The organism is Citricoccus sp. I39-566, assembly GCF_031432995.1.
GTDB lineage: Bacteria > Actinomycetota > Actinomycetes > Actinomycetales > Micrococcaceae > Citricoccus > Citricoccus nitrophenolicus_A.
Map to the genome: position 1 here is coordinate 23270 of NZ_CP133843.1, position 21993 is coordinate 45262.

Consider the following 21993-nt stretch of genomic DNA (forward strand, 5'->3'; position numbering starts at 1 on the left):
ACGTCTAGACAGCCCACTACCGCACCCGAACATACGATCAAAGCATGCCCGCTGAACCACCTTCGTCTTCATCATCGTCAGAGCAGCAGCCGAGTGAGCGCCAATGGCCACTGTGGGTAGTGGTCGCGTTCGGGTTTCTGGCCTCTTGCCTCGCATTGGGTTTGGCCATTTGGTACTTCGCCTACCAGGCGACTCTTGGCAAGGCACCCGAATGGTGGTGGTTCCCGGCGCTGTCGCAAGACGAGATGTTCGCGGTAATCCGCAACGCCGTTACTGCCGTAGCCGCACTTGGAGTGGGTGTCACTCTCTTTCTGTCATATCGCCGCCAACACGTGGCCGAGAGGACACTCCAGCTGTCTGCTCAAGCCCAACGGCAAGCAGCGGATACGTTGAACCTGTCGGCCAAGACCTACGACCTGACGCAAAAACAACACGCGGCCGAGTACCAGAACCAATTGAGAAACCGGTATTCCACGGCTGCACAGCAAATTGGTGAGGACAACACCAGCTTGGTCATCGCCGGATGCATCTCGATGGCAACCGTCGCAGACGAATGGCATCGACTAGAACGTCCCGCAGATCGGAATGACTGCATACGAATGCTCATCGCGGCCCTTCCTGAAGGAAGCTGGGCGGACAAGGATGTCCAGCTCAAGCGGACAACGATCCAGGCAATTTTCCAGGAACGAATGTCCGGGTCCACCGCAGAGCGCGCGAACTGGTCCGACGCCCGCTTGGATTTCGGCACTAGTCCAGCAACCTTTGGGAAGATTGTCGGCTGGAACATTCTGGGGACAACGAAGATCGGCTCGAAGCAGCTGGCCCTTGGAAGCGAGTCGTCCGTGATTCAGTCAACACGCGTTGCATCAGGAGTCCTCGAGGTCGCAGTGGACAGATTCGACGGAGCCGCGGAGGACTTCGACCGGAACTTCGACCCCCTTGTCGACCTACGCTTCGAAATGCTCGACCTGATTAATGCCCACTTGCTGGTCGAGTTCCCATTTTCACCACCAGAGACCCGGCCCTCGAAGGTAGTGTTCAGAAACTCTTCATTCCAGGACTCCACTATCTGCTTCGACGAGCCGAACACTCCCGGACTTTCCCGCCACTTTGTGTTTGACGGTTGCGCATTCCAGGGAAGTCGAATCCGGATCCCTCAGGAGGGCTCGAACTACAGGTTTAGCTTCGAGGGCTGCACCTTTGAATCTCGGCCCTTCTTTGCAGGTGATTCTTACGGTTCCAGTGCGGTTATTGAACTCGACGACAAGAATAAGTTCGTAGGAGACCTAGCGCGCCTGTGGGCAACCGACGCGAATCCATTGCGGGACTCTACGCCAGCGCCGGCCCGCTAGAACCACCCGCCGGTGGCGGGTGAGGCCTTCTATCGTGCCGGAACGTCGGAGGACCGGGGTGGGTCGTAGTCCCAGAACGGGGCGTCCCACGAGGTGACCTGCTCCATGACCGGCCAGAAGCAATCGCGGTGCCGGGCCACTGCCGACTTGGCGTCGGCCCAGCGCCTCTGTTCCCAGGACTCCCACAGGGCCTCCAGGACGGACCCGGCTTCCTCGTGCCGTCGCCACTGCGGGTCCCAGCGGCGGTCGGCCGGATTGCGCCGGCAGAGGGGCGGCAGCTATTCCGCCAACCATTCCTGGACGTTCGGGAAGAACAGGCGACGCTTTTCTTCGGCCGCCGCCAGAGCGGTCGCTGGAGGCCGGAGTGTGTGTTCCTGCCCGGAGGGCTCCGGGCGTTCGTGTCGCGGGACGACAGCGATGCAGAAGATCACGCGGCCTGGATGACGATTTATCCGGGCCGTGTGATTTCACAGTCCACGTGAGCCTATGTGACGTCTGAAGTGGGCAAAGCGGCTCGGGTAGAGCATGGGGGGCCGGTAAGTTGGATGAAGTCTTGAACGAGATGGACCCGTGGGCCGACGTGGCGCAGGGGCTGGCGATGGTTTGGTGCCCCGAAGCGTGAGAGTAATAGGAGAAGTAGTGCCCCCGAAGAAGACGGCCCCCGCGAAGAGCCTGGAACAGACGCTTTGGGACGCGGCGACGGCGCTGCGTTCGTCTATGGACGCGGCTGAATACAAGCATGTTGTCCTCGGCCTGATCTTCCTGAAGTACGTCTCGGACACGTTCGTGGTCCGGCAGGAAGAGCTGATGCGCCTGGTCGACGACCCGCACTCCGACTACTTCATGCCCACCCCGGAGGCCAAGCGCTCGATCCTAGAGGACCGCGACGAGTACACCGCGGAGGGTGTCTTCTGGGTTCCGGAGGGTCACCGTTGGGGGGACCTGCGCAAGGCGGGCAAGCAAGCCGACATCGGCACGCGCATCGACAAGGCAATGGAGGCCATCGAGCGGGAGAACCCGACGTTGAAGGGTGTGCTGCCGAAAAACTACACCCGGCAAGAACTGAGCCCCGAAATGCTTGGCGGACTCATCGACGTGTTCTCCCGACAGGACCTCGCCGCCGAAGAACACAAGGACCTCGACGTCTTGGGCCGCGTCTACGAGTACTTCCTCGGGAAGTTCGCTGGCGGTGAGGGCAAGCGCGGCGGGCAGTTCTATACGCCTCGGTCCGTGGTCTCGCTGCTCGTGGAGATGCTTCAGCCCTACCACGGTCGCGTCTACGACCCGGCCTGCGGGTCGGGCGGAATGTTCGTCCAGGCGGACAAGTTCGTGCGCGCCCACGGTGGGGTCCACGACGACATCTCGGTGTTCGGCCAAGAGAGCGTCCCGACCACCTGGCGCCTGGCAAAGATGAACCTGGCGCTGCGCGGGATCGAGGCGAACCTCGGCCCGGAGTGGGGTGACAGCTTCCATGCTGACAAGCATCCCGACCTGCGCGCCGACTACGTTATCGCCAACCCGCCCTTCAACCAGGATGACTGGGGTGGCGAACGACTCCGAACCGACCAACGGTGGAAGTACGGGACACCCCCGGTCGGTAACGCGAACTACGCCTGGATACAGCACATGCTGCACCACCTCGCACCAACCGGGACGATGGCCACGGTCCTGGCCAACGGCTCGTTGTCGAGCCAGCAGTCCGGCGAAGGCGAGATCCGGAAATCGCTCGTGAAAGCCGGCCTCGTCGAGTGCATCGTGGCGCTGCCACCACAGCTGTTCTTCGGCACTCAGATCCCGGTCTGTCTGTGGTTCCTCACCAAGAACAAAGCAGGCATCCCCAACGGCACCAAGACGCGGAACCGGGAGGGCGAGACCCTCTTCATCAACGCCCGCCAGATCGGGTACATGGAGTCCCGCACCCTCCGGGCGTTCAGCAACGAGGACGTCCTGCGGATCGCCGACACATATCACGCCTGGCGCGGCTCAGAGACTAGCGCTGGACAGGACTACGAGGACATCCCCGGATTTTGCAAGGCCGTCAAGACCGCCGACATCGCCGAACACGACTACGTGCTGACCCCCGGACGCTACGTCGGGTCCGAAGCCGTCGAGGACGACGGTGAGCCCCTGGAGGAGAAAATCGCGCGGCTAAACACGGACATCAGAGACGGCTTCAAAAAGCGCGACGAATTGCAGGCGACCGTGCTGGCGGCACTGGACTCGCTGGTGGTTGCTAATGAGTAAGTGGCCCAGAGTGCGGCTTGCTGACATCGCTAGTGACGACGGCTTCGCGATTGGTCCCTTTGGGTCGCGAATGAAGACGGACAACTACACGACCAGCGGAGCGCGAGTACTGCGCGGGATGAATATTGCACCTGATGGTCGAATCGGAGGTGAGTTCGTCTACGTGAGTGAAGAGTTCGCTGATGCCCTCGGTTCCGCCCGACTCCGCCGGGGAGACATAGCTCTTCCCCATCGAGGGGCCATTGGAAGAGCCGCTCTCGTGCAGGCAGACGATCTAGTGATGTCGACGTCCCTCATGCGTCTTCGGTTGGACCCAGACCGAGCAGAACCTCGATTCGTCGCCGCGTTCCTATCCTCACCCGAGGGCGAGCGTGAGATTTTGCAGTTTGCGAGCACAGTCGGCACACCGGGCATCGGCCAGCCCTTGGCGAGCCTCCGCAAGGTCACGCTCTCCATACCTCCCCTCAACGAGCAGCGCCGCATCGCCGCGATCCTCGGCGCGTTCGACGACCTGATCGAAACAAACCGGGCACTGTCCCTTCGCCTAGCGGAGTTGCAACGAGCGGACTTCCTGAATCGATCGAATGGCACGACAGCCACTCTTGGCTCGATCGCCGATGTAATCATGGGCCAGTCACCCCCTGGATCGACGTACAACGACAGAGGTGACGGCACCCCCTTCTACCAGGGTGTCAGAGACTTTGGCTGGCGCTTTCCGGCGCAACGGGTTTGGACGACCGCCCCAACTCGGCTTGCCCAAGAGGGTGACGTCTTGATCGCGGTGCGCGCCCCGGTAGGTGAAGCTAACGTCGCGACTGAAACGGTGGCTTTGGGCCGGGGCGTCGCCGCAGTCCGAGCAACTGGGCGACAGGGAACGTTGCTCCAGGCGCTCACGGCTGACTCTTCAATATGGGACGTGCACCAGGGGACGGGAACCGTCTTCGCCTCCATCAACAAGAGAGGAATGAACGACCTCCGCATCCCATGGGTACAAGATGATGACTTGGAGACTCGCTTGACCGCAGCCAACTTGGCTATCCGCGGACTACACGACGAGATCGCCGATCTCACACGCGCCCGCGACGAGCTACTGCCTCTGCTTATGTCGGGCAAAGTCCGTGTTGACGATGTGGAGGTGGCGGCCTGATGGCGATCGTGACCGAGGACGCGTTGGAACGGTGGGTGTTGGAGATCCTGGCCGAGCTCGGCTGGTCGACGGTCCACGGGCCCGACATCGCCCCAGGAGAACTGGCGGCGGAACGGCCGGATTATAGGGAGGTCATCCTGGAAAGGAGGCTTCTGGCTGCTATCGCTGATCTGAACCCTGACCTGCCCGCCACTGCTGTCGCGGACGTCGTGGCGACGGTGCGGCGGGCGGAGTCTCCGGCGGTTGAGTCGGAGAACTGGCGGGCGTATCGGTTCCTGCTCGAGGGCGTGCCGGTGGAGTACCACGACACTGCAGGCATGGCGCGTACCGCCAGGGCCCGGCTGATCAACTGGCAACAACCTGCGAACAACGACCTGGCAGCAGTGAACCAGTTCAGCATCGAGGGCCCGAAGAAGACACGCCGGCCCGATGTGCTGCTGTTCGTGAACGGTCTGCCGCTGGCTTTGTTTGAGCTGAAGCGGCCGGGCAAGGCGTACGCGAAGATCGGCGGTGCCTTCAACCAGGTGCAGACGTACCGGGATCAGATCCCCGAGGCCTTCAAGTGGAACCAGGTGGCGGTGGTCTCCGATGGGGTCGAGGCGAAGGCCGGGTCGTTCTCCGCTCCGTGGAATCACTGGGCGGATTGGAAGACGATCGACGGGGTCGTGCGTGAGCCCAGGAACGCCGATGGCTATCGCGTCCCGCCGATCGAGGTGCTTACCCGTGGCATGTTCGAGCCGGAGATTTTCTTCGACCTGTGCCGCAGTTTCGTCGCGACCTTCGGCGAGGGGGTCGACACTCGCAAGGCGGTTGCGAAGTATCACCAGTATTGGGCCGTGAATAAGGCGGTCGACTCGACGCTGGAGGCTGTGGAGACCGACGGGAAGATCGGCGTCGTCTGGCATACCCAGGGGTCGGGGAAGTCGTTGGAGATGGCGTACTACACCGGAAAGGTGATGCGCCACCCCTGCATGGAGAACCCGACGGTCGTGGTGTTGACGGACCGGAACGACCTGGATGATCAGTTGCTGGATGACACGTTCGCATCCTCAAAGCCAGGGTCACCCCTGCCCGAGAAGCCGGTGCAGGCCGAGTCACGGGCCCACCTGAAGGCTCTGCTGACCGGGCGGGAGTCGGGCGGAATCATCTTCACGACGATTCAGAAGTTCGGCCTGACTAAGCAGGATCGGGAGGCGGGGAGGAAGTATCCCACTCTGTCCGAGCGTCCCAACATCGTAGTCATGGTCGACGAGGCCCACCGCTCGAATTACGACGTGATCGACGGATTCGCCCGCAACGTCCGCGACGCACTCCCGAATGCCTCGTTCATCGGATTCACCGGCACCCCGATCGACGAGAAGGATCGCTCGACGGCCGAGATCTTCGGGGAGTACGTCGACGTCTACGACATGACCCAGGCCATCGAGGACGGGGTCACCGTGAAGGTCTACTACGAGGCCCGTCTGGCCAGGGTCGAGCTTCCCTCCGAGGCGCGCGAGGAGATCGACGACAAGTTCGACGACGCCACCGTCGGGTCCGAGGAGGAGATCGCCGAGACATTGAAAACGAAGTTCTCGCGCATCGAGGCCATCGTGGGGTCGGAGAAGCGACTCAAGGAGTTGGCGGCCGACATTGTGGAGCACTGGGAGGGCCGCCGAGAGGTACTCGCTGGCAAGGGCATGATCGTGACCATGTCCCGACGCATCGCGGTCGACCTCTACAACGAGATCGTCGCACTACGGCCGGCCTGGCACAGTGACGAAGACTCCGAGGGCGTCATCAAGGTCGTCATCACCGGCGACGCCACCGACCCGCAACGTTTCCAGCCACACATTCGGAACAACCAGCAACGCCGCGCGCTGAAGGCCCGAGCCTCCGACTCGAACGATCCGTTGGAGCTGGTGATCGTGCGAGACATGTGGCTCACCGGCTTCGACTCCCCGCCGATGCACACCATGTACGTGGACAAGCCCATGCGTTCGGCCGGCCTCATGCAGGCCATCACCCGGGTGAACCGGACCTTCAAGGACAAACCCTCCGGGCTGGTGGTGGACTACATCGGCATCGCAGAGAACCTGAGGGACGCGCTAGCAACGTACACCGACCGGGACAAGAAGGGCCGCGCGATCGGTGAGGACGTCCGGAAGTCGGCGATCCCCGAGATGCTCGCCGAGCACAGCGTCGTCTCCGATCTCTTGCACGAGGTCGACTGGGTCACCATCCTGGCCAGCGGTGACGCCAAGGCGTTCGTGTACGCGGTCACTGCGACAGTGGACCACCTGCTCGAAGCCCACCGGGACCACGAGGACACTTCCGAGGGAAGCGACGGTGAGTTCGAGAACGAGGGGGAGCGCACGCCGAGTCTGAAGAAGCGGTTTATGGCCCACGCGAGCCGGTTGAAGCGCCTCTTCGCGCTTGTGCCGACCTCGGAGGAAGCCACCGCGATACGCGACGACGTGGAGTTCTTCGATGCTGTCCGCCAGTCCGTCGCCAAGATCGAAGCGGCTGACAAGAGGCCGGGAGAGGATGCCGAGCTGGATTCCGCTGTGCGGCAGATCGTCAGCCAGCACGTCTCCGGGGGCGGCGTCATCGACATCTTCGCCGAGGCCGGCCTCGAGAGGCCGGATATTTCCGTCATCGACGACGAGTTCCGGAAGAAGTTCGAGGCGTCCGACCAGAAGAACCTTCAGCTGGAGGCCGTTAAACGCCTCATCCAGAGCGAGGTCCGGATTATCGGCAAGCGCAACGTTGTCGCCGGCAGGAGGTTTTCGGAGATGCTGGCGACCGCGCTCAACCGATACCAGAACCGTTCGATCACGGCTGCCCAGGTGATGGCCGAGATCGTGGTGATTGCCCAGCAGATCAAGCAGCAGCGCGAGCGAGGGCAGCGGACCGGGCTCACTGAGAACGAGCTCGCGTTCTACGACGCCCTGGCGGACAACGACTCAGCGCAGGCGGTCATGGCCGAGGACGTCATGCAGAAAATCGCCCACGAACTGACCGAGATCGTCCGCAACGACGCCAAGACTGATTGGAATGTGAAGGAGTCCGTCCGGGCCAAGCTGAGGACCAGGATCAAGCGATTGCTGCTCAGACACGGATATCCGCCGGACCATGAACCGAATGCCACCGACCTGATCATCCACCAGGCCGAAGTCATGGCCGACGTCGGCAGGTAGCGCGGCCGCCGCAGACGAGGTTACAACTGCACGGTGAGCCTGTGCCATCGAGTGTGTCGAGCAGCTCTCGGTGCGCTTCAGAGTGTGTGGGTCAAGACGGACGGTGTAGTCGTCTTGGGATAGGGGCTGAGTGCTCTCAGAACCACCCTGGGGGCGCGGGGGTGGCCTCCCACTGTGAGGGGACGTCGGTGTTCCGGGGTGGGTCGTAGTCCCAAAAGGGGCCGTCGGGGTCGGTGATCCGGTCCATGATGGGCCAGAGGTAGTCCCGGAACCAGGCTGTGGCGGTCATGGCGTCGGCCCATCGGACCTGTTCCCAGGATTCCCAGAGGGCTTCCAGGACGGTGCCGACTTCTTCGTAACGCCACCATTGGGGGTCCCAGCGGCGGGTGGCGGGGTTGCGCCGGTAGTGCGGAAGGAGCCAGCCTTCGACCCAGGCCCCGGCGTTGGGGAAGCGCAGGGGCCGCTCCGGCTCGACCTGCACGGTCGTCTCGGTGGCCTGGTCGTCGGCGCTGCCGAAGTCCACGGTCATCGGCTCACTCCTGTCTCCTGGCCACGACCAGCAGCGGGCGCGGCGGACGCCGGCTTCTTGGCGGCCTTGGACGGTGTGGTGGCGATGCGCTCAGTGGTCGAGCGGGGGAAGAAGTCGGCCTGCTGGGCCCGCACATCGGCCAGCTCGGGGGTGTTGGCGTGCCGCTCGATCTGGGCCAGTTGGGCCTCGGTGACCCGCTCGTAGCGGTACGGCGACCGGCCGCCGGTGGCCTGCTCGGCCTCGGCGTTCTTCTGGTCCTGCTGCGTCTCGGCACCGTACCGGCCCGCCAGGGCCAGGTGGGCGTCCTCGTCCACGGCCGTGGCGTCCGCTTCCCGCTCTGCTTTCTGGCTGGCCGCCCGGTCCGCCTCGCTGGTCTGTGCGGTGGCGTCCGGGAGGGATGTGTTCTCCCGGTCGGCGTCGGCGGCGATGTCCTGGTCCTGTCCGGTCGTCGGGGCCAGGGCCTGGTCGGCCTCGGCGTCCAGGCGCTGCCGGGCGAAGTAATCATCCAACGCATCGCGCAGGGCGGCGTGCCGGTCCACCAGGGAGCTCGGGTGGTCCTTGTTCATGGCTTCGAGGTTGATGCGGTAGTCGTTGCGCAGCACGTCGGCGGCTTGCATCCACGCCCCGCGGGCCTCGGCGTGGGCGCCGGCCAGGTGGGCGGCCACGGTGACCCGGTCGGCGATGGACTCGGAGCCGGCGGTGCGCCAGAACTCCGGGTTGTAGACCTCTCGGTTCACCATCGCCGCGACGGTGGCCTCGGCGCGGGTGGCCCGGTCGGCTTCGGCGGTGCGTTCGGCGGCCTGCATCTGTGCGCGGCGGGCCTGGGCTTCGCGGATTTGCATCCCCGATCCCAGGGCCACGCGCAGCAGGTTGCCGAACTGGGCGGTGATCTCGGATTCTTCCTCGTTCTCTGCCATGTCCCTCTCCTATCGATCCATTCCGGTCTCCGGTCGGGGCCGGGTGAATTGCTGGCCGCCCATCCGGGGGCGGGCCCGGCCAGTGGCCTGACCGGCGGTCGCAGTGTGCTGGGCCGAGATTGCGTCCACGGTGCGCATCAGCGCCGCAGTCCGCACCGCCAGCTGGGGCCGGTGGGCGGCCAGGGATTGGGCGGTCATCGCCCTCGAGAGCCGGTTGGCCTGGGCGAGTACGGCCAGCCAGCCGCGGGTGGGATCCTTGGCCGCGAACCGCGCGCCCAGGCGCACCGCGTGCGCCACGTTGCCCTTGCCTTGGGCCGCCCGGGCGTACTGCTCCGACAGCTGGGAGAACGCCCCGGGTTTGCCCCGCTCGATGTGCATGGACAGCCGGGCGTAGATCGTAGCCAGGTCATCGGGCCCGGTGCCGGTCTTGCCGCTGAGCAACTTCTCGACCTGCCCCGGGTCGAAGGCTCCGACCTGTACCGAGGACCAGTCCCGCTTCACGCTGTTGTGCAGGGACGCCAGCAACGCCTCGGCCGGCTCCCGCCCGGCGCCGTCGAAGCGGCGCAGCACGTTCGGCCAGCCCAGGGTCGCGTCCAGCTTGGACGGGGAGTACCAGACCGCTTCCTGCGCCTCCCCGAGGGCGACCTTGTAGCCCCGGATCTGCGTGGTCGATCCGGCAGCGAACGAGGGAGCGACCCGCACGTTGAGCTCACCCAACCGCTCGATGTACTGGGACGGTGTCGCAGCGGTGGCCAGGGCGGTGCGCAACCGGCGGCGCAGCTCCGGACGCGGGGCCTGGGGGTAACCCTCGGCGGCCGCGCGGGTGACTTCGGCGGGCTTGTCCCCGGACAGGCCGCGGGCCACCTGACGGGACTCCAGCACCGCCAGCCCGTGTTCCTTTTCCAGCTCCCCGCACACCGTCTGGGCGCGGTGGTAGTCGTGGTGGATGTTGGCCTTCGTGCCGTCCTCGCGGACCAGCTGCACCGCCAGGTGGATGTGATCGTTACCGGCCTTGGAGGTGCCGTGGTGGATGGCCACCCAGCGGGAGGACTTCGCCCCGTCCGGGTCGATGAACCCCATCCGCTCCACGAACTCGCTGGCGATGGCGCCCCACTCGTCTTTCGACACCTCGCGGTCGCCCTTGGCCAGGGACAGCGAGCAGTGCCAGACGTGCCCGTCTTTCTCCCCGACCTTGACCTTCCGCTGAGTGTTCTCGTCCCAGGCGTAGACGGGGGCCTTGACCTCGGTACCGTGGGCGTGCCGGGGCGCGTCCAGGATCGCCCCGATCCGCTGCCCATCCGCCACGGAGAGCTCCTGTCCGGGCTCGAACTCGATCAGCACCCGGTCATCCCCGCCGACGATCATCGGGGCGGTGTGCTCGTTCGACCGACCCGGGCCGACGAGGTAGCTCATCAGCCCGACCATGCGTCCACCGCGGACCACGTTCGGCATCATGGCGTGCCCCCATCCAACGCCAGGGACTCGATGGTGGCATCGACGTCGCGCAACACCCCGCGCAACTCCTCCAATGACCCGCGCACGTCACCATGCAGCTCCCCGTCGGTGTTCAGCCCGCGGGCGATCTGGTTCAGGTTGTTCCCCACCCGCGCCAGCTGACCGGTCATCACGTTCAACGCGGTCAGCACCCGGCGACGATCAGTCACCGACTCCCCGGCCGAAACCGCCAGCGCGGACTCCTTCAGCAACCGCGGCACGGACACCCCCTGCTCCACCGCGGCCAACGACAGGGCCGCGTCCTCGGAGGCCGAGAGTTTGACGACCCGCCGCGCCGGACGGCCGCCGACCACGTTGGCCTGACGCTTACGCTCCGCCACCGTGACCACCCCGTCCCTGACTGCCTACCGCTGACTCTGACTGCTTCTGACGTCCGCTCAGTGCAACGTCGCTCACTCGTGAGTGTCCCACCGACCGGCGCGTCAGCGCAAGGGCGCATGCTGGTTAGGGTACCTAACCCTATAGCTTGCTCCGGCTCCGCCGGTCCCGCTGGCGCGGGCGTTGATGCGGGCTGCCGCCCGCCGTCTTTGGACGGGAACGGAGCGTTCCATTCGGCCGTGGAGGGTACTGGTCCGCCAGAACCGGTCAAGCATCCGGGCCGGCTTTCGCGGCATATCCTCACTCGCTCGTACCTCGCTCCCTCCGGTATTCCACGACCGACCCTCCCGTGCTTGACCGAACCTGCCGGCCCGAGTATTTCGGTCTTCGCCGAAAGGAACGGCAGCCAGAGCAAAGCGACAGGAGACTTCCCCATGGACCCCACCACCCGTGGTTTCCAGACCGCCCTCGAAGACTTCCTCGGCGACGACGTCGGCGACCAGGTCCTGACCTACGCGCTGACCCATCGAGCCGCCGAACACCTCGAGGGATACCCCGACCTGCTCACCCTCGAGGAAGTCGCCCACCTCCTCAACGCCGACCCCCACGAAGTCCTCCAGGTCACCGGTGACGATGAGCTGCCGGCCATTGAGATCGGCACCTCGATCCGCCGCTACCGACGCGAGGATGTCCACAACTATCTGCGCTACCTCAGCGAGAAACCCACACCCGTCCTAGGGTGAAAACCATGAGCGAGAACATCACCGAGACCTTCATCGACCAAGCCCGCAAACTCAACGACCAGCGCCTCACCGCAGTGCAAGACATCGCCTCCGCCGTCCAGGCCCGCGTCGACGCCGAGCAGGCCCTTAAGGACGCGCAGGCGGCCGAGCGCAAAGCCTTCAAAGAGGCCGAACGTAAGGGGTGGACCAAGGCCGAGCTCGACAAGCTCCGCCCCGCCAAACGCCGCCGCACCACCAAGACCACCGACGACTCCAGCACCGCCAGCACGACCACGAACGACTCAACCGACCACTCCCAGCCGACCGGCTGAGACCCATCACCCACAGGGGGAACACCATGGAATCCATCGTCACCGAGAAACTCACCAACCTACTCACCCACGCACCCGAGACAGCCGTCGTCGTGGACGTCCATCTACATCGGGAACCGGTCACCGTCGTCTTCGAGCCGCAGGACTGAACCATGACCGACGACAAGCCCACCATGCGCATCACCACCCCCACCGACCTCGCCGGCGCCGTCCCCCACATGGTCGGCTACCAACCAGACAACAACCAGATCGCCATCCTCGGCTTCCACGGACCCAACTACATCGGCGCCGCCGTCCACACCTGGTCAGCCGCACTCGGTGACGGACCAGCCCACGCTGCCGAAGTCACCGACTACATCTCCCGCGCCTTCGGCGGCCGCGCCGACTCCTACCTGGCCATCGGCTACGGACCCGAAGGCCCCGAACGCGCCCTACTCTTCCAAGACGCCTTCACCCAACAAACCGAATCAAAGGTTCAAGCTTGGGCCGTGGACAACGACCGCCTGCAGATCTTCACCCCTGGCCGCGGATGGAGTCCCGAAGCTCCACTGGAGACGACCGCCGGCACCGAGTTCGCCATGGTGACGGGCGCCCAGCCGGCCGCTACCCGCGAAGAACTCGTCCAGCAATACGAACCGGTCTCCGAAGACCAACAGGCGCACCTGAATCCGGACACCGCCGAACGCTTCGCCACCATGGCCCCCACCGCCCAATACGAATGGGCCGCCCGCGCCCTCACCGAAGGAACCGAATCCAAGACCGGGCTGACCGACGAACAGGTCTCCATCATCGCCCACGCTACGGCCACCAGCGTCCACATCCGCGACAACCTCCTTGCCGACGTCGTCGGCAACGGCGTCAAAGCTGACCGCCTCGTCGACGTGTTCCGTCGCTGCGATGATGCACGCCGCCCCGACATGGCCGACCTCGCCGGCGCCGCCCAGTTCATCAGCCAGGGCAGCACCGTCGCCATCGAAGCCATCACCCGACACACCACAGGGGAGCTCGGCCGCATGGCCAACCACGCCGCCACACTCGGCCTCGACCCCAAACCATTGGTCGACTCCATCGACCGCAACGAACTACGCCAGCGCCTCACCGCGGCAGACCGTCAGCACTACCGCAGCCATATCGCAAGCCACTCCCCGCTGCTGCCCAACCCCGACCCTCGAGCGCCCACCCGACCAGCGCCCGGGACCGCCCACCCGCTCAGGCAAGGCCCTGGCGCGTGGATGGACATGGATCGCTAACAAGACTGCTGCACCCATTCCGGAGGCGACCGCCGCGATTCGATCCCTCGGGGCGGTCGCCGCCAATGAATACCCGGCCTGCCCAACACTCCCTGGCCAATGGGTTTGAACCGGCCCAAGTTCTCTGCCGCTACTTTGCGGGTTCGGGCTCTCGGGTGAGGGCCTCGTAGTGGAGCGTCTCGAATTCTACTGGGGTGATCATTCCCAGGGTGCCGTGGAGGCGCCTGTTGTTGTACCAGTCGACCCAGCCGGCCGTTGCAAACTCGACGTCCGAGAGGGTCCTGAACGGGCCGGAATGGAAGACCGTGGTGCGGATGCACTCGGTCTTGAACAAGCCGTTGACGGACTCCATGAGCGCGTTATCGTATGCATCGCCGACCGTCCCGATCGAGGGAGCGATGCCCTCCAGGTCGAGATGCTCGGTGTATCGGATCGCGGTGTATTGCGACCCGGCATCGCTATGGTGGATCAAATCCCCACGTGAGACGGGGTTTCCATCCCTCTCGCGCTGCCACAGAGCGATCCGCAGCGGGGTCATCACCAGATCGACCTTCATGCTGGAGCTGGCGTGCCAGCCCACGATCCGCTGGGCGAACACGTCCAACACGAACGCGACGTAGACGAACCCCGCCCAGGTGCGGACGTAGGTGAAATCGGTGACCCATACCCTGTTCGGCGCCGCCGCGGTGAAGTCACGGTTCAACAGGTCACCAGCCCGTTTCCCATCCGCGCCGGGGATGGTGGTGCGCAACCTCTTCGCCCGCAGCACGCCCTCGAGGCCGAGAGTACGCATCGCCCGGTCCACCGCGCCGCGGGACGTGCCGGCGAGGCCGTTGTGGCGGCGGAGCAGGGCGACCCACTTCCGCCGCCCATACAGACCCTCGGGTGTCATCTGGATCAGCCCGGTGACCTCGTTGAACGTCCAGGCCAGGGCACGGATCTTGTCCTCGACCAGGGCATCGGTGACGGTACGGGCCGCGATCCGGGCCGGACGCTTCCAGGCTCGATAGGTTCGTGCAGCGATCTTCAGGCCCTGCTGGCGCAGGACGCGGAGGATCGACTCGACTGCATGGCCCTCGGCTCTCATCTCGTCGATGAACGCGAGGATCAGCGGTTGCGGGGGTCGAGCTCCCCCGCGAAGAAAATCGAGGCCTTTCGGAGGATCTCGTTATCCTCCCGCAGCCGCCTGTTCTCCGTCTTCAAGCGTTTGACCTCGGCGGACTCCTCGCTGGTCACCCCAGGACGGGTTCCGTCGTCGACGTCTGCCTGGGCCATCCAGCGCCTTACGGACTCCCGTGAGACGCCTTCCTGGCGGGCGACCGCAGTGACGGCGGCGGTGAGGGTGGGGTATTCCTGCTGGTGCTCACGCACCAAGCGCACGCACCTCGCGCGCAACTGGGCATCAATCTTCTTCGGCATGCTGTCCATCCTTCCGGACTCAAACAGCAGCGGCATCAAAACTGGGGCAGTTCAGTTCGTCTCATGAACAGGTGTGCTGTACATGCCTCTGGCAGCAGTCCGAAAATGGGATACTCAGCCATGCGTTGCCACATTGCTTGCCTGTGAGTTTGCCCCCAATAACCACCCCGATGCCTGGCCAACTTGAACACTCCCAGCGCCGCAGTAATACTCAAGTTCTGCACTTGAAGCAGCGTGCAACAGTTTCGCATTGCTCAGTGGAGCACCGCCGTTCACCCCTGAGGCAAATGGCTCTCATGGGTTGAGGAAACATAACAACGATGGGAGAACCTTGGCGCAGAAGGTGGAAGTAGTTTTGGTGGATGATCTGGACGGCAGCCCCGCTGATGAAACTGTCCAGTTCTCCTTGGACGGGCGCCATTATGAAATCGACTTGTCGACCGAGCACTCGAAGGATCTGCGCTCTTCCCTGAAGACGTACATCCGCAAGGCCCGTGCGGTCGCGCCGCCGGCCCCCGCCAACGAGGCGGCGAGGATCCGCGAATGGGCCGCGGAGAATGGCTATGAGGTCTCCCGCCGCGGACGGCTGCACCGGGACGTGGTGGAGGCGTACCGCAACGCGAAGAAGTAGCGGGCCTAAGCTCCCTGCTGCAGAAGGACCCGGCACCTCTTTCGGGCGGCTGTTCTCCCCCTGTTGAACAGCCGCCTTGAGTCGTCTGATGTGCAACCGCGATCCCGTCGATATGAGCCGTCGGGTTTCGGAGAGTTCATCAGGACCCGCTGAGCTGCGGTGCGAAGCATCCTTGTCTGGTGAGCTCTATCGAGACAACCCCGAACTGGCCTTGTCCCATGCAACTGGCCGGACACGGTAGATCAGAGCGCCCAACTCTCGCTACACGCGCTTTATGGTGAGGGCGCGCGACTATCTACTGCAGCGCTGGATATAAAAACACATTCTTTCACGGGTTTGTCGGTAGAAACCTACGGCTAAACGGATTCGACATTTGATTTCGTTCGTGGGATCAGCCAAGGTCGCCGAGGCGAAAGTAACCAGGGACTACTCCAGAACCCTGGGGAAGGCTTGCATAGGCTGCGGTACGGCCCAGGTCACCGATGGCATGATCAACCGCCTCGCAGGTGGCTCGCATTGCCTCCCAGCTTCCTTCGCAGAATCCTGCTTCGGTGTATGGGTGTAGTTGCCTCTGCTGTTCCAGTTGCTGGATGAGTTGCTGTCCATAGACAGAGACGTGTCCATGGCCGTTTCGGGCGTACTGGACATGGACGTAGGGTGACCATGCCGGTACGAGAGAGGCGAATTCGGCCAGCTTGCTTGTGAAGTTGTGACGGGTTCGGCGCAGCGTGGACTCGGCGGTTTCGAGCCTGTCCACGTCGTTGGTGCCCCGGGCTGCATCGATCTCTGCCTGAGCGGTACTGACCTCTTGGCCTATGCGTTGTAAATCTTCGATCTGTCCTGCCGCGCTTTGGCGGGTGTGGGTGGCTTCCACCAAACGGAGGAATTCAAAGGTTTCCCAAGACTCTTCGTACTTCCCGGCACCTATGTTGAGGTGCTGGACGAAGAGCGGTCTCAGGTGTTCGAACAGCCGTTTCCCTGCACTCGAGTCCTCGTAAGCGTGTTCAGGAGACAACACCGCGCACAGCGGTGAAGGGCCGCGTTCGGAGTCTTCCGCCATGGTCTCCATCAGCTTTCGGACCAAGCCGTATCTGCCGGCTGCTGTAGCGGCGATACCTCCCGCATAGAATAGGTGGGTAGCGCTGACCTTGGGCAACTCCAGCACCTGGGTTAAACCGTTGCCGCGGCTTCTGACGGAGAGCCTGGCGATCTCGCCGATCCACCATGGGTCGGTGGACTCATCGCCCCAATAGGCAGCAGTGGCGACGAGGCCGGTGAGAACGGTGGTGGCTTCTTCGACGCGGGCAACCATGCTCGGATATCCACCGTCCGGTGATGGCGTCCCGGTGGGACTGGACACCAGATCCTTCTGGGCGTGCAGGAGGTCTACCTCTTGCTTGATTTGATCATGCAGCCCGATCGCCGTGGTCCGTGCGGCAAGGCTACGTTTTGCTGTGGCCACCGCAGCCGCCAACGTCAGCGGATGTCGGGCATTCCTTTCGGCGAGGGACTCGACGGCATCGGCCAAACTACCCAGCGCCGTGTCGGCGTCCGAGGCGATATGCGTCGCCCCAATGCGGGTGCGCAGGTCCTCGGCGACGGCGCTAAAGGCTCCTGGCTCGATCCAGTACGGCCTGTAGACGCGTCGGGCACTCGAAGAAACTGCATGCCTAAGGGCCGGATCGTAGGTGGCCGACCAGCCCACGAAGATCAGGCCATGGTCGAAGGCGATCCGTCCTAGAAGCTCCTCGATTTCCGGGCCATAGGCTTCGAGCTCGTTCTTGGTGTTCAGCATCGAGGTGGGGCTCAGGTAGTCGCCGTGCAAGTGGATGACCGTGGCGGGCAGCGTGTGCAGCGGTGCCAGGCCCCGGATGTCCGACGGGTGGCTGACGACCACCGGCTCGATTCCCTCATCCCGCAAGGCCGTCTCCATCAGCCGATCAAAGTTAAGAGTCAGGACCAGCCGGGCAGCGCCGGAGGCGATCAGCCGGGCGATGGACCGGTGGGCAACAGTGGGAGTTTTTAGGCCCTGTTCTCGTTCCTCATCATTGGGCTCGAAGAACTCCCGCAGAATGCTTTGCCGATCATGCTGGGTAGGGGCTAATCGCTCCAACAGACCCTCGTAGGTTGGGGCCTCGCCGAAGCGCTCTTCGTACCAGGAGAACGGATTGCCTGGCTCATTGTTCTCGATTCGCGCCAGACGACCCAGCAGTTTTTCCTGCACCCCCCAGGCGGAAGGGACGCCGCTGGGCACCGAGATTCCCGCCCCGAGGACAAAGGCATATGAACCCGGCGTCGACTGCAGGGAAAACGCCAGGCTGATTAATTCATCCTGCTGTTGCCTATCCATCCGCTGCACCGAGCACTCCTAACGGTTTCACTACGGTCAGGTTTCACTGTACTCAAGAGCGTTCTAGTCTTGCGCGGTCCTCGCGCAGGCCGGCGAAGCAACGAGCGCCACCCTGGAAGAGAAGCAGAAATGGCAGTTTCGAGAAGGAGGATCCCGTGTCAACGGCATTTCCACGCACCCGGCGCCGAGGACTGCTCCGACGATTCGAGATGGACTCGTTGCCGTCAAGCGTCTTGCAAGCCATGGGTTACAAGACGTCTCATAGTCACCTCTGTGAGCGCATGAGGATGGCGCGGATTTCCGGGCTTGCGTCCCACGGGAAATGTGGAGTTTGGCGCTTTTTGGCGGTGTTCTGTGATCGTTTCGTGTCGCTAGTTGCCGATGACGAGGATGCTGGCGGCGGCCTCGATGACGTCGTCCGTGATGGTGTCCAGTTGGTTGATCTTGAGGACCCGGTTGATCTGAGGGAAGAGTCGTTCGAGGAGGCGGAAGTTGCCCCGTGTGATGCGTTCGATGGCGGCGATGGCTTGCGCGTCGGTGAAGTCGTCAGGGTCGAGAGTCCTGCCGAGTCGCTTCCAATGGCGGTCGAGGACGAAGAGGAGTTCTTCGCGTCCGAGGGCCCGGTATTGGTGTGAGAACCCGAGCCGACTGTAGAGCTGGGGGTAGTGGCGGAATCGTTCGTCGATGCCCGGCATCCCGATCAGTATCATCGCGAGGCTGGTTCGGTCGTGCCTGTCACGAAGCAGCTCGAGTGCGGTCGGGGTGAGTCGTTCGGCTTCGTCGATGATGAGCAGCTCAACGTGGCTGGTCATATTTCCCATCTTTCGTGGGGTCGGTTCGTTGGCGTGGATGTGCTCGTCGGCGCAGATGCCGACTTTGATCTGCCAGTAGTCGATGTCATGCATGAGGTCTTTGGGCCGACAGAGGACTTCGGGCGTGTAAAAGACGGTTCGGGATCGGTTCGCGAGGGCGTAGAACTTTGCATCGTGGTCCCCGCGGGGTCCCCATTCGGTGATGTAGGGCTCGAGGGCGTCCCAGTTTGCGTAGCGGCGAGCGGAGTTGGTTTTCCCGACGCCCGCGGCGCCGTGGCAAATCCCGATCGTCTTCTCCTTGCGGACAGCGTTGGCGAACTCGGTGAATCGCCGGTGTTCCTTGGTCACGATGAATGCTTGGTTCATCGCTCGTCCTCTTCGTAGGTGCGCAGCTTCGGCCGCCGCTTCGTCGGTTCGGGGATGCGAGGTTCCTCGCGAGTGGCAACGGTCGGGATGCGGTCGTTGATGGCTCGCCGCAGCTGCTTGCGGCGGGCGCGGCGGGCCGTTTCGATGTCGCGAAGGCTGAGGCGCAGGTTGGGGTGGGCTTCATCGATAGCGGTGCAGATGAACGTGTCCCGGTCATAGACGCGGATCTCGGAAAGGTCGCGGGGGTCGTACCGGATCGTGATGGTGTGGCCGACGAACGGGGCCAGGGTTGGGGCGAGGTAGCGCTGGCCTTGGAAGTGGATGCCGTCGCGTTGCACAACCCGGTTCTTCGGAACAGTAAGGAGCAGACCGTCGAGTTCTTGAAGGCTGTCCGGCATCCGCGGCAACCACCCGTCCGCGACCCAGGCGTCACGCGGCGAGATCCCCAGCTCACTATGAGACCGGTCGTTGTAGGTACCGATGAATCCGCCGATCGCACGGTCGAGTCCGGCAAGGTCGAGGACCGGAGTTGGCGTCCGGCTGCCGGGTCCGAGGTGGCCGGGGAGGGTGGCCAGAAGTTCGGTGTTGATGGTGCCGAAGAACCGCTCGATCTTGCCGCGCCCCTGTGGTCGGCCGACGGTCGAGTGGATGATCCTGATGTGCAGAGCGATCGAAGTTCGCTCAAGGTGGTGGCTGATGAAGTCGGAGCCGTGGTCGACGTGCAGGATGTCGGGAATACCGCACATCGCCCACGCCGGGTCGGTCTTTCGCCAGATCGCCTGCCGGAGGGCGAGGGCGGTGTTGAGAGCTGATGGGGCGCCGGTGAAGACCATGTATCCGCAGATCGCACGGGAGTAGTCGTCCATCACGGTCGTCAGCCACGGTCGGTCAGGTTTCCCGTCAGCGCCGAGAACGAGGATGTCGAGTTCAGTGTGGTCGGACTGCCAGGTCTGGTTCGGGTGTTCCGCGCGGCGCCGAAAGACGAGCTCGTGCTTGTCTCGGTACGAGACCGGCCCCTCCAGCGCCAAAGTGACAAGAGCCGGATCGAGTGCCCGGACGATTTGCCGCACAGTTGCATAGCTCGGAGCCCGCAGCTCACGCGCCCGCGCATCAGCGACGGCGAGACGATGCAGCGTGGCGAGACTAGGGCGCGGCCGACTGAGTGCCAGTTGTTCGATGAACGCGACCGTCTCTGCTGAGGTTCGTCGGACACCTTTGTCTATACGCGCATGAGGGTCGAGGGATGCGACGCCGCCCGCCCGGTAGAGCTGGTTCCAACGCTGCAGAGTCCGAGCGGAAATCCCCGTCTCCCGAGCGAGAACCGCGAGCGGGATCTGGTCTTCGACATGAAGCCGAAGAACACGCCACCGCTCGGCCGCATCCACAAGTCACCTACACCTTGGTGCTCTCGCGGGCCGCAAGGGCCTTCTGATGCCGGTACAAAGTGGCTCGACTCCATCCGACGAGTTTCGCCGCATCCTCCGCCGTGCGGCCCTTCGCCCGGGCCTCAGTTACGAGCTTGAGTTTGTCGGCTACGACCGTGGGATCGGACAAGGGCCGACCAAACTTGGTGCCGCCGTTTCGGGCAGCTGTGATCCCTGCGTTCACCCGCTCGGTGATCAGTTCGCGTTCGTATTCGGCCAGGGTGGCGAGCATGTTCAGCATCAGCCGGCCCGACGTCGTCGACGGGTCGATCCCATCCGAGATGCTCTTCACCTGTATGTCACGCTCCCGGAGCAGCTTCACCGTGTTCAGCACATCGATCAGGGACCGGCCGAGTCGATCGACCCGCCACACCACGACGGTGTCACCGGGCTGGGCGTGCTCGAGGAGCTTTTTCATTCCGGGGCGTGAGATCGCGGTCCGGCTGCCAGAGGTGACGTCGGTGAAAATGTCCCGTTCCTGCACACCTGACTTCACCAGAGCGTCAACCTGCAACTTCGCGTCTTGGCTTCTGGTGCTGACCCGTGTGTACCCGAGATGTCTCACACCGCCATTCTGCCTCAATAACTGCTAGCAGAGGCAGAGCAAAGACACTTTGCGGTAAGACATGTTTCCGAGACAGATTGGGTGCTGGGAATCCGCGACTTCTTCTCGCGGCTCGGGGGCCGTTTGGGGTGTCTCGAAAAGCTTTTGGTTTTCGAGACACCTTTAGACAGAGCTCTTCCCTCGCGGAGGAGGGTGCTTTTTCGAGTCGCTACGCCTTGGGCGTGGAGACACCGCTGGTACTTACGTCAGCATCACCGACGAGTATCGCTGATCTTTATTGCGCGCGGGCAATCTAGACTCGCGCCTGCCAGATTGTAGCGGTATGGGCGTTCGCACGGCCCATCAGTCTGTGTCTCCGTCCCCGGACAGTGCTGGCGCGCCCATGTCTTCGGTCCATACTGCCGTGGCGCCGCTGTGACCGATGAGGATGGCTTGCACGGTGGTTCCTGTCGACACCACGAGAGCCAGCAGAATCAGCATGATTGGTACCCACCGCGAACCAGGACGCGCCGCGACCGGCAATTCCGACTCTCTGGACGCTGCGATTCGTGCGCGCTTCTCGCGGATGTTCCACCACAGCAGGGCACCTGCTACTACGACGAGGCCTATCACCCAGGGAAGGAGTCCGTCGGCCAGAGCGGCGTGAGTTTCGATGAGATCGTTCCCACCGACCCGCGCCTCGAGTCGCTCGCCTGATTGTGTCGAGAAGGGCACGAGAACGAGCGCGACCAGTGAGACGCCAAGCGGCAGATACCCCGCCCAACGACGGCATCGAGGCCAGACGGCCGCCAGAACGACCAGTAGTGCCGCCAGCGGAACGATCACCTCTGTCGCGTGCACGATGAACGGATGCAGGGGAAGCCCAAAGAATGTGTCGAACATGGTTCAAGGTTGGGCAGGAATTCTTCCAGGATTCTTTGA

General features: G+C 63.8%; 20 protein-coding genes. 9 read left to right on the forward strand and 11 right to left on the reverse strand.

Annotated features, from left to right (window positions below; translation table 11 throughout):
• Window positions 1-44: 44 nt before the first annotated feature.
• A complete protein-coding gene (locus RE421_RS16055) occupies window positions 45-1352 on the forward strand; it encodes a hypothetical protein (protein ID WP_309817769.1) in 1308 nt (435 codons plus the stop codon).
• A 29-nt stretch (window positions 1353-1381) separates the two neighbouring features.
• Here RE421_RS16055 and RE421_RS16830 read toward each other — a convergent pair whose 3' ends face one another.
• Entirely contained in the window at window positions 1382-1630 is a 249-nt protein-coding gene (locus RE421_RS16830; RefSeq protein WP_396134674.1) for a DUF4913 domain-containing protein, read from the reverse strand.
• Window positions 1631-1991: 361 nt separating this feature from the next.
• Here RE421_RS16830 and RE421_RS16060 point away from each other — a divergent pair, with 361 nt between their 5' ends.
• The 3 genes from RE421_RS16060 (at window position 1992) to RE421_RS16070 (ending at window position 7922) form a co-directional block, all read left to right on the forward strand.
• The gene (locus RE421_RS16060; RefSeq protein WP_309817772.1) at window positions 1992-3596 is read left to right on the forward strand and encodes a class I SAM-dependent DNA methyltransferase; all 1605 of its coding nucleotides are present in this window, start codon (window positions 1992-1994) and stop codon (window positions 3594-3596) included.
• A 70-nt stretch (window positions 3597-3666) separates the two neighbouring features.
• Window positions 3667-4743 carry a restriction endonuclease subunit S gene (locus RE421_RS16065; protein WP_309817775.1) on the forward strand — a complete coding sequence of 359 codons (1077 nt, stop codon included), beginning with the start codon at window positions 3667-3669 and terminating at the stop codon, window positions 4741-4743.
• A complete protein-coding gene (locus tag RE421_RS16070) occupies window positions 4743-7922 on the forward strand; it encodes a type I restriction endonuclease subunit R (RefSeq protein ID WP_309817778.1) in 3180 nt (1059 codons plus the stop codon). Before RE421_RS16065 ends, RE421_RS16070 begins: the two co-directional genes overlap by 1 nt.
• 136 nt (window positions 7923-8058) lie before the next feature.
• Here RE421_RS16070 and RE421_RS16075 read toward each other — a convergent pair whose 3' ends face one another.
• Genes RE421_RS16075 through RE421_RS16090 form a run of 4 tightly spaced genes read right to left on the reverse strand, consistent with a single transcriptional unit; the run spans window position 8059 to window position 11203 of the window.
• A complete protein-coding gene (locus RE421_RS16075) occupies window positions 8059-8451 on the reverse strand; it encodes a DUF4913 domain-containing protein (RefSeq protein WP_309817781.1) in 393 nt (130 codons plus the stop codon).
• Window positions 8448-9368 carry a hypothetical protein gene (locus tag RE421_RS16080; RefSeq protein WP_309817784.1) on the reverse strand — a complete coding sequence of 307 codons (921 nt, stop codon included), beginning with the start codon at window positions 9366-9368 and terminating at the stop codon, window positions 8448-8450. Before RE421_RS16080 ends, RE421_RS16075 begins: the two co-directional genes overlap by 4 nt.
• Before the next feature lie 9 nt (window positions 9369-9377).
• The gene (locus RE421_RS16085) at window positions 9378-10823 is read right to left on the reverse strand and encodes a relaxase/mobilization nuclease domain-containing protein (RefSeq protein WP_309817787.1); all 1446 of its coding nucleotides are present in this window, start codon (window positions 10821-10823) and stop codon (window positions 9378-9380) included.
• Window positions 10820-11203: a MobC family plasmid mobilization relaxosome protein gene (locus RE421_RS16090; protein ID WP_309817790.1), complete on the reverse strand. Its 384-nt coding sequence runs from the start codon at window positions 11201-11203 to the stop codon at window positions 10820-10822. The genes RE421_RS16085 and RE421_RS16090 overlap by 4 nt, the downstream gene beginning before the upstream one ends.
• Before the next feature lie 432 nt (window positions 11204-11635).
• Between RE421_RS16090 and RE421_RS16095 the strand changes: the two genes are divergently transcribed.
• The 4 genes from RE421_RS16095 to RE421_RS16110 are packed head-to-tail and all read left to right on the forward strand — an operon-like array spanning window position 11636 to window position 13505.
• Window positions 11636-11944 carry a helix-turn-helix domain-containing protein gene (locus RE421_RS16095; RefSeq protein WP_309817793.1) on the forward strand — a complete coding sequence of 103 codons (309 nt, stop codon included), beginning with the start codon at window positions 11636-11638 and terminating at the stop codon, window positions 11942-11944.
• Window positions 11945-11949: 5 nt separating this feature from the next.
• Window positions 11950-12255 (forward strand): hypothetical protein, encoded by a 306-nt coding sequence (locus RE421_RS16100; RefSeq protein WP_309817796.1) that lies wholly within the window; start codon window positions 11950-11952, stop codon window positions 12253-12255.
• A gap of 26 nt (window positions 12256-12281) precedes the next feature.
• Window positions 12282-12404, forward strand: coding sequence for a hypothetical protein (locus RE421_RS16105; RefSeq protein ID WP_309817799.1), 123 nt, complete (start codon window positions 12282-12284; stop codon window positions 12402-12404).
• A gap of 3 nt (window positions 12405-12407) precedes the next feature.
• Window positions 12408-13505, forward strand: a complete 1098-nt coding sequence (locus RE421_RS16110; protein ID WP_309817804.1) for a DUF4192 family protein — start codon at window positions 12408-12410, stop codon at window positions 13503-13505.
• A gap of 130 nt (window positions 13506-13635) precedes the next feature.
• Here RE421_RS16110 and RE421_RS16115 read toward each other — a convergent pair.
• Window positions 13636-14924, reverse strand: a protein-coding gene (locus RE421_RS16115) for an IS3 family transposase (RefSeq protein ID WP_309817807.1) whose coding sequence is annotated in 2 segments (ribosomal slippage) — window positions 13636-14651 and window positions 14651-14924 — 1290 coding nt in all. Because the reading frame shifts where the segments join, the coding sequence is not laid out codon by codon here.
• A gap of 331 nt (window positions 14925-15255) precedes the next feature.
• Here RE421_RS16115 and RE421_RS16120 point away from each other — a divergent pair.
• Window positions 15256-15555 carry an Lsr2 family protein gene (locus RE421_RS16120; protein WP_396134672.1) on the forward strand — a complete coding sequence of 100 codons (300 nt, stop codon included), beginning with the start codon at window positions 15256-15258 and terminating at the stop codon, window positions 15553-15555.
• Between the two features lie 391 nt (window positions 15556-15946).
• Here the strand turns inward: RE421_RS16120 and RE421_RS16125 are convergent, their stop codons facing one another.
• The 5 genes from RE421_RS16125 to RE421_RS16145 form a co-directional block, all read right to left on the reverse strand.
• Window positions 15947-17905 (reverse strand): SIR2 family protein, encoded by a 1959-nt coding sequence (locus RE421_RS16125; RefSeq protein ID WP_309817859.1) that lies wholly within the window; start codon window positions 17903-17905, stop codon window positions 15947-15949.
• A 371-nt stretch (window positions 17906-18276) separates the two neighbouring features.
• On the reverse strand, window positions 18277-19083 hold the full coding sequence (locus tag RE421_RS16130; RefSeq protein WP_044657640.1) for an AAA family ATPase: 807 nt from the start codon (window positions 19081-19083) through the stop codon (window positions 18277-18279).
• A complete protein-coding gene (locus RE421_RS16135; RefSeq protein WP_309817822.1) occupies window positions 19080-20468 on the reverse strand; it encodes a Mu transposase C-terminal domain-containing protein in 1389 nt (462 codons plus the stop codon). Before RE421_RS16135 ends, RE421_RS16130 begins: the two co-directional genes overlap by 4 nt.
• Before the next feature lie 7 nt (window positions 20469-20475).
• A complete protein-coding gene (locus tag RE421_RS16140; RefSeq protein WP_044657638.1) occupies window positions 20476-21072 on the reverse strand; it encodes a recombinase family protein in 597 nt (198 codons plus the stop codon).
• A 342-nt stretch (window positions 21073-21414) separates the two neighbouring features.
• Window positions 21415-21954 (reverse strand): DUF2231 domain-containing protein, encoded by a 540-nt coding sequence (locus tag RE421_RS16145; RefSeq protein ID WP_019289537.1) that lies wholly within the window; start codon window positions 21952-21954, stop codon window positions 21415-21417.
• Window positions 21955-21993 lie beyond the last annotated feature (39 nt).

Coding starts and splice junctions, on each gene's coding strand:
- RE421_RS16055 (WP_309817769.1), top strand. CDS start 45: ATGCCCGCTGAACCACCTTCGTCTTCATCATCGTCAGAGCAGCAGCCG.
- RE421_RS16065 (WP_309817775.1), top strand. CDS start 3,667: ATGAAGACGGACAACTACACGACCAGCGGAGCGCGAGTACTGCGCGGG.
- RE421_RS16070 (WP_309817778.1), top strand. CDS start 4,743: ATGGCGATCGTGACCGAGGACGCGTTGGAACGGTGGGTGTTGGAGATC.
- RE421_RS16075 (WP_309817781.1), bottom strand. CDS start 8,451: ATGACCGTGGACTTCGGCAGCGCCGACGACCAGGCCACCGAGACGACC.
- RE421_RS16080 (WP_309817784.1), bottom strand. CDS start 9,368: ATGGCAGAGAACGAGGAAGAATCCGAGATCACCGCCCAGTTCGGCAAC.
- RE421_RS16085 (WP_309817787.1), bottom strand. CDS start 10,823: ATGATGCCGAACGTGGTCCGCGGTGGACGCATGGTCGGGCTGATGAGC.
- RE421_RS16095 (WP_309817793.1), top strand. CDS start 11,636: ATGGACCCCACCACCCGTGGTTTCCAGACCGCCCTCGAAGACTTCCTC.
- RE421_RS16100 (WP_309817796.1), top strand. CDS start 11,950: ATGAGCGAGAACATCACCGAGACCTTCATCGACCAAGCCCGCAAACTC.
- RE421_RS16105 (WP_309817799.1), top strand. CDS start 12,282: ATGGAATCCATCGTCACCGAGAAACTCACCAACCTACTCACCCACGCA.
- RE421_RS16110 (WP_309817804.1), top strand. CDS start 12,408: ATGACCGACGACAAGCCCACCATGCGCATCACCACCCCCACCGACCTC.
- RE421_RS16125 (WP_309817859.1), bottom strand. CDS start 17,905: ATGGATAGGCAACAGCAGGATGAATTAATCAGCCTGGCGTTTTCCCTG.
- RE421_RS16130 (WP_044657640.1), bottom strand. CDS start 19,083: ATGAACCAAGCATTCATCGTGACCAAGGAACACCGGCGATTCACCGAG.
- RE421_RS16145 (WP_019289537.1), bottom strand. CDS start 21,954: ATGTTCGACACATTCTTTGGGCTTCCCCTGCATCCGTTCATCGTGCAC.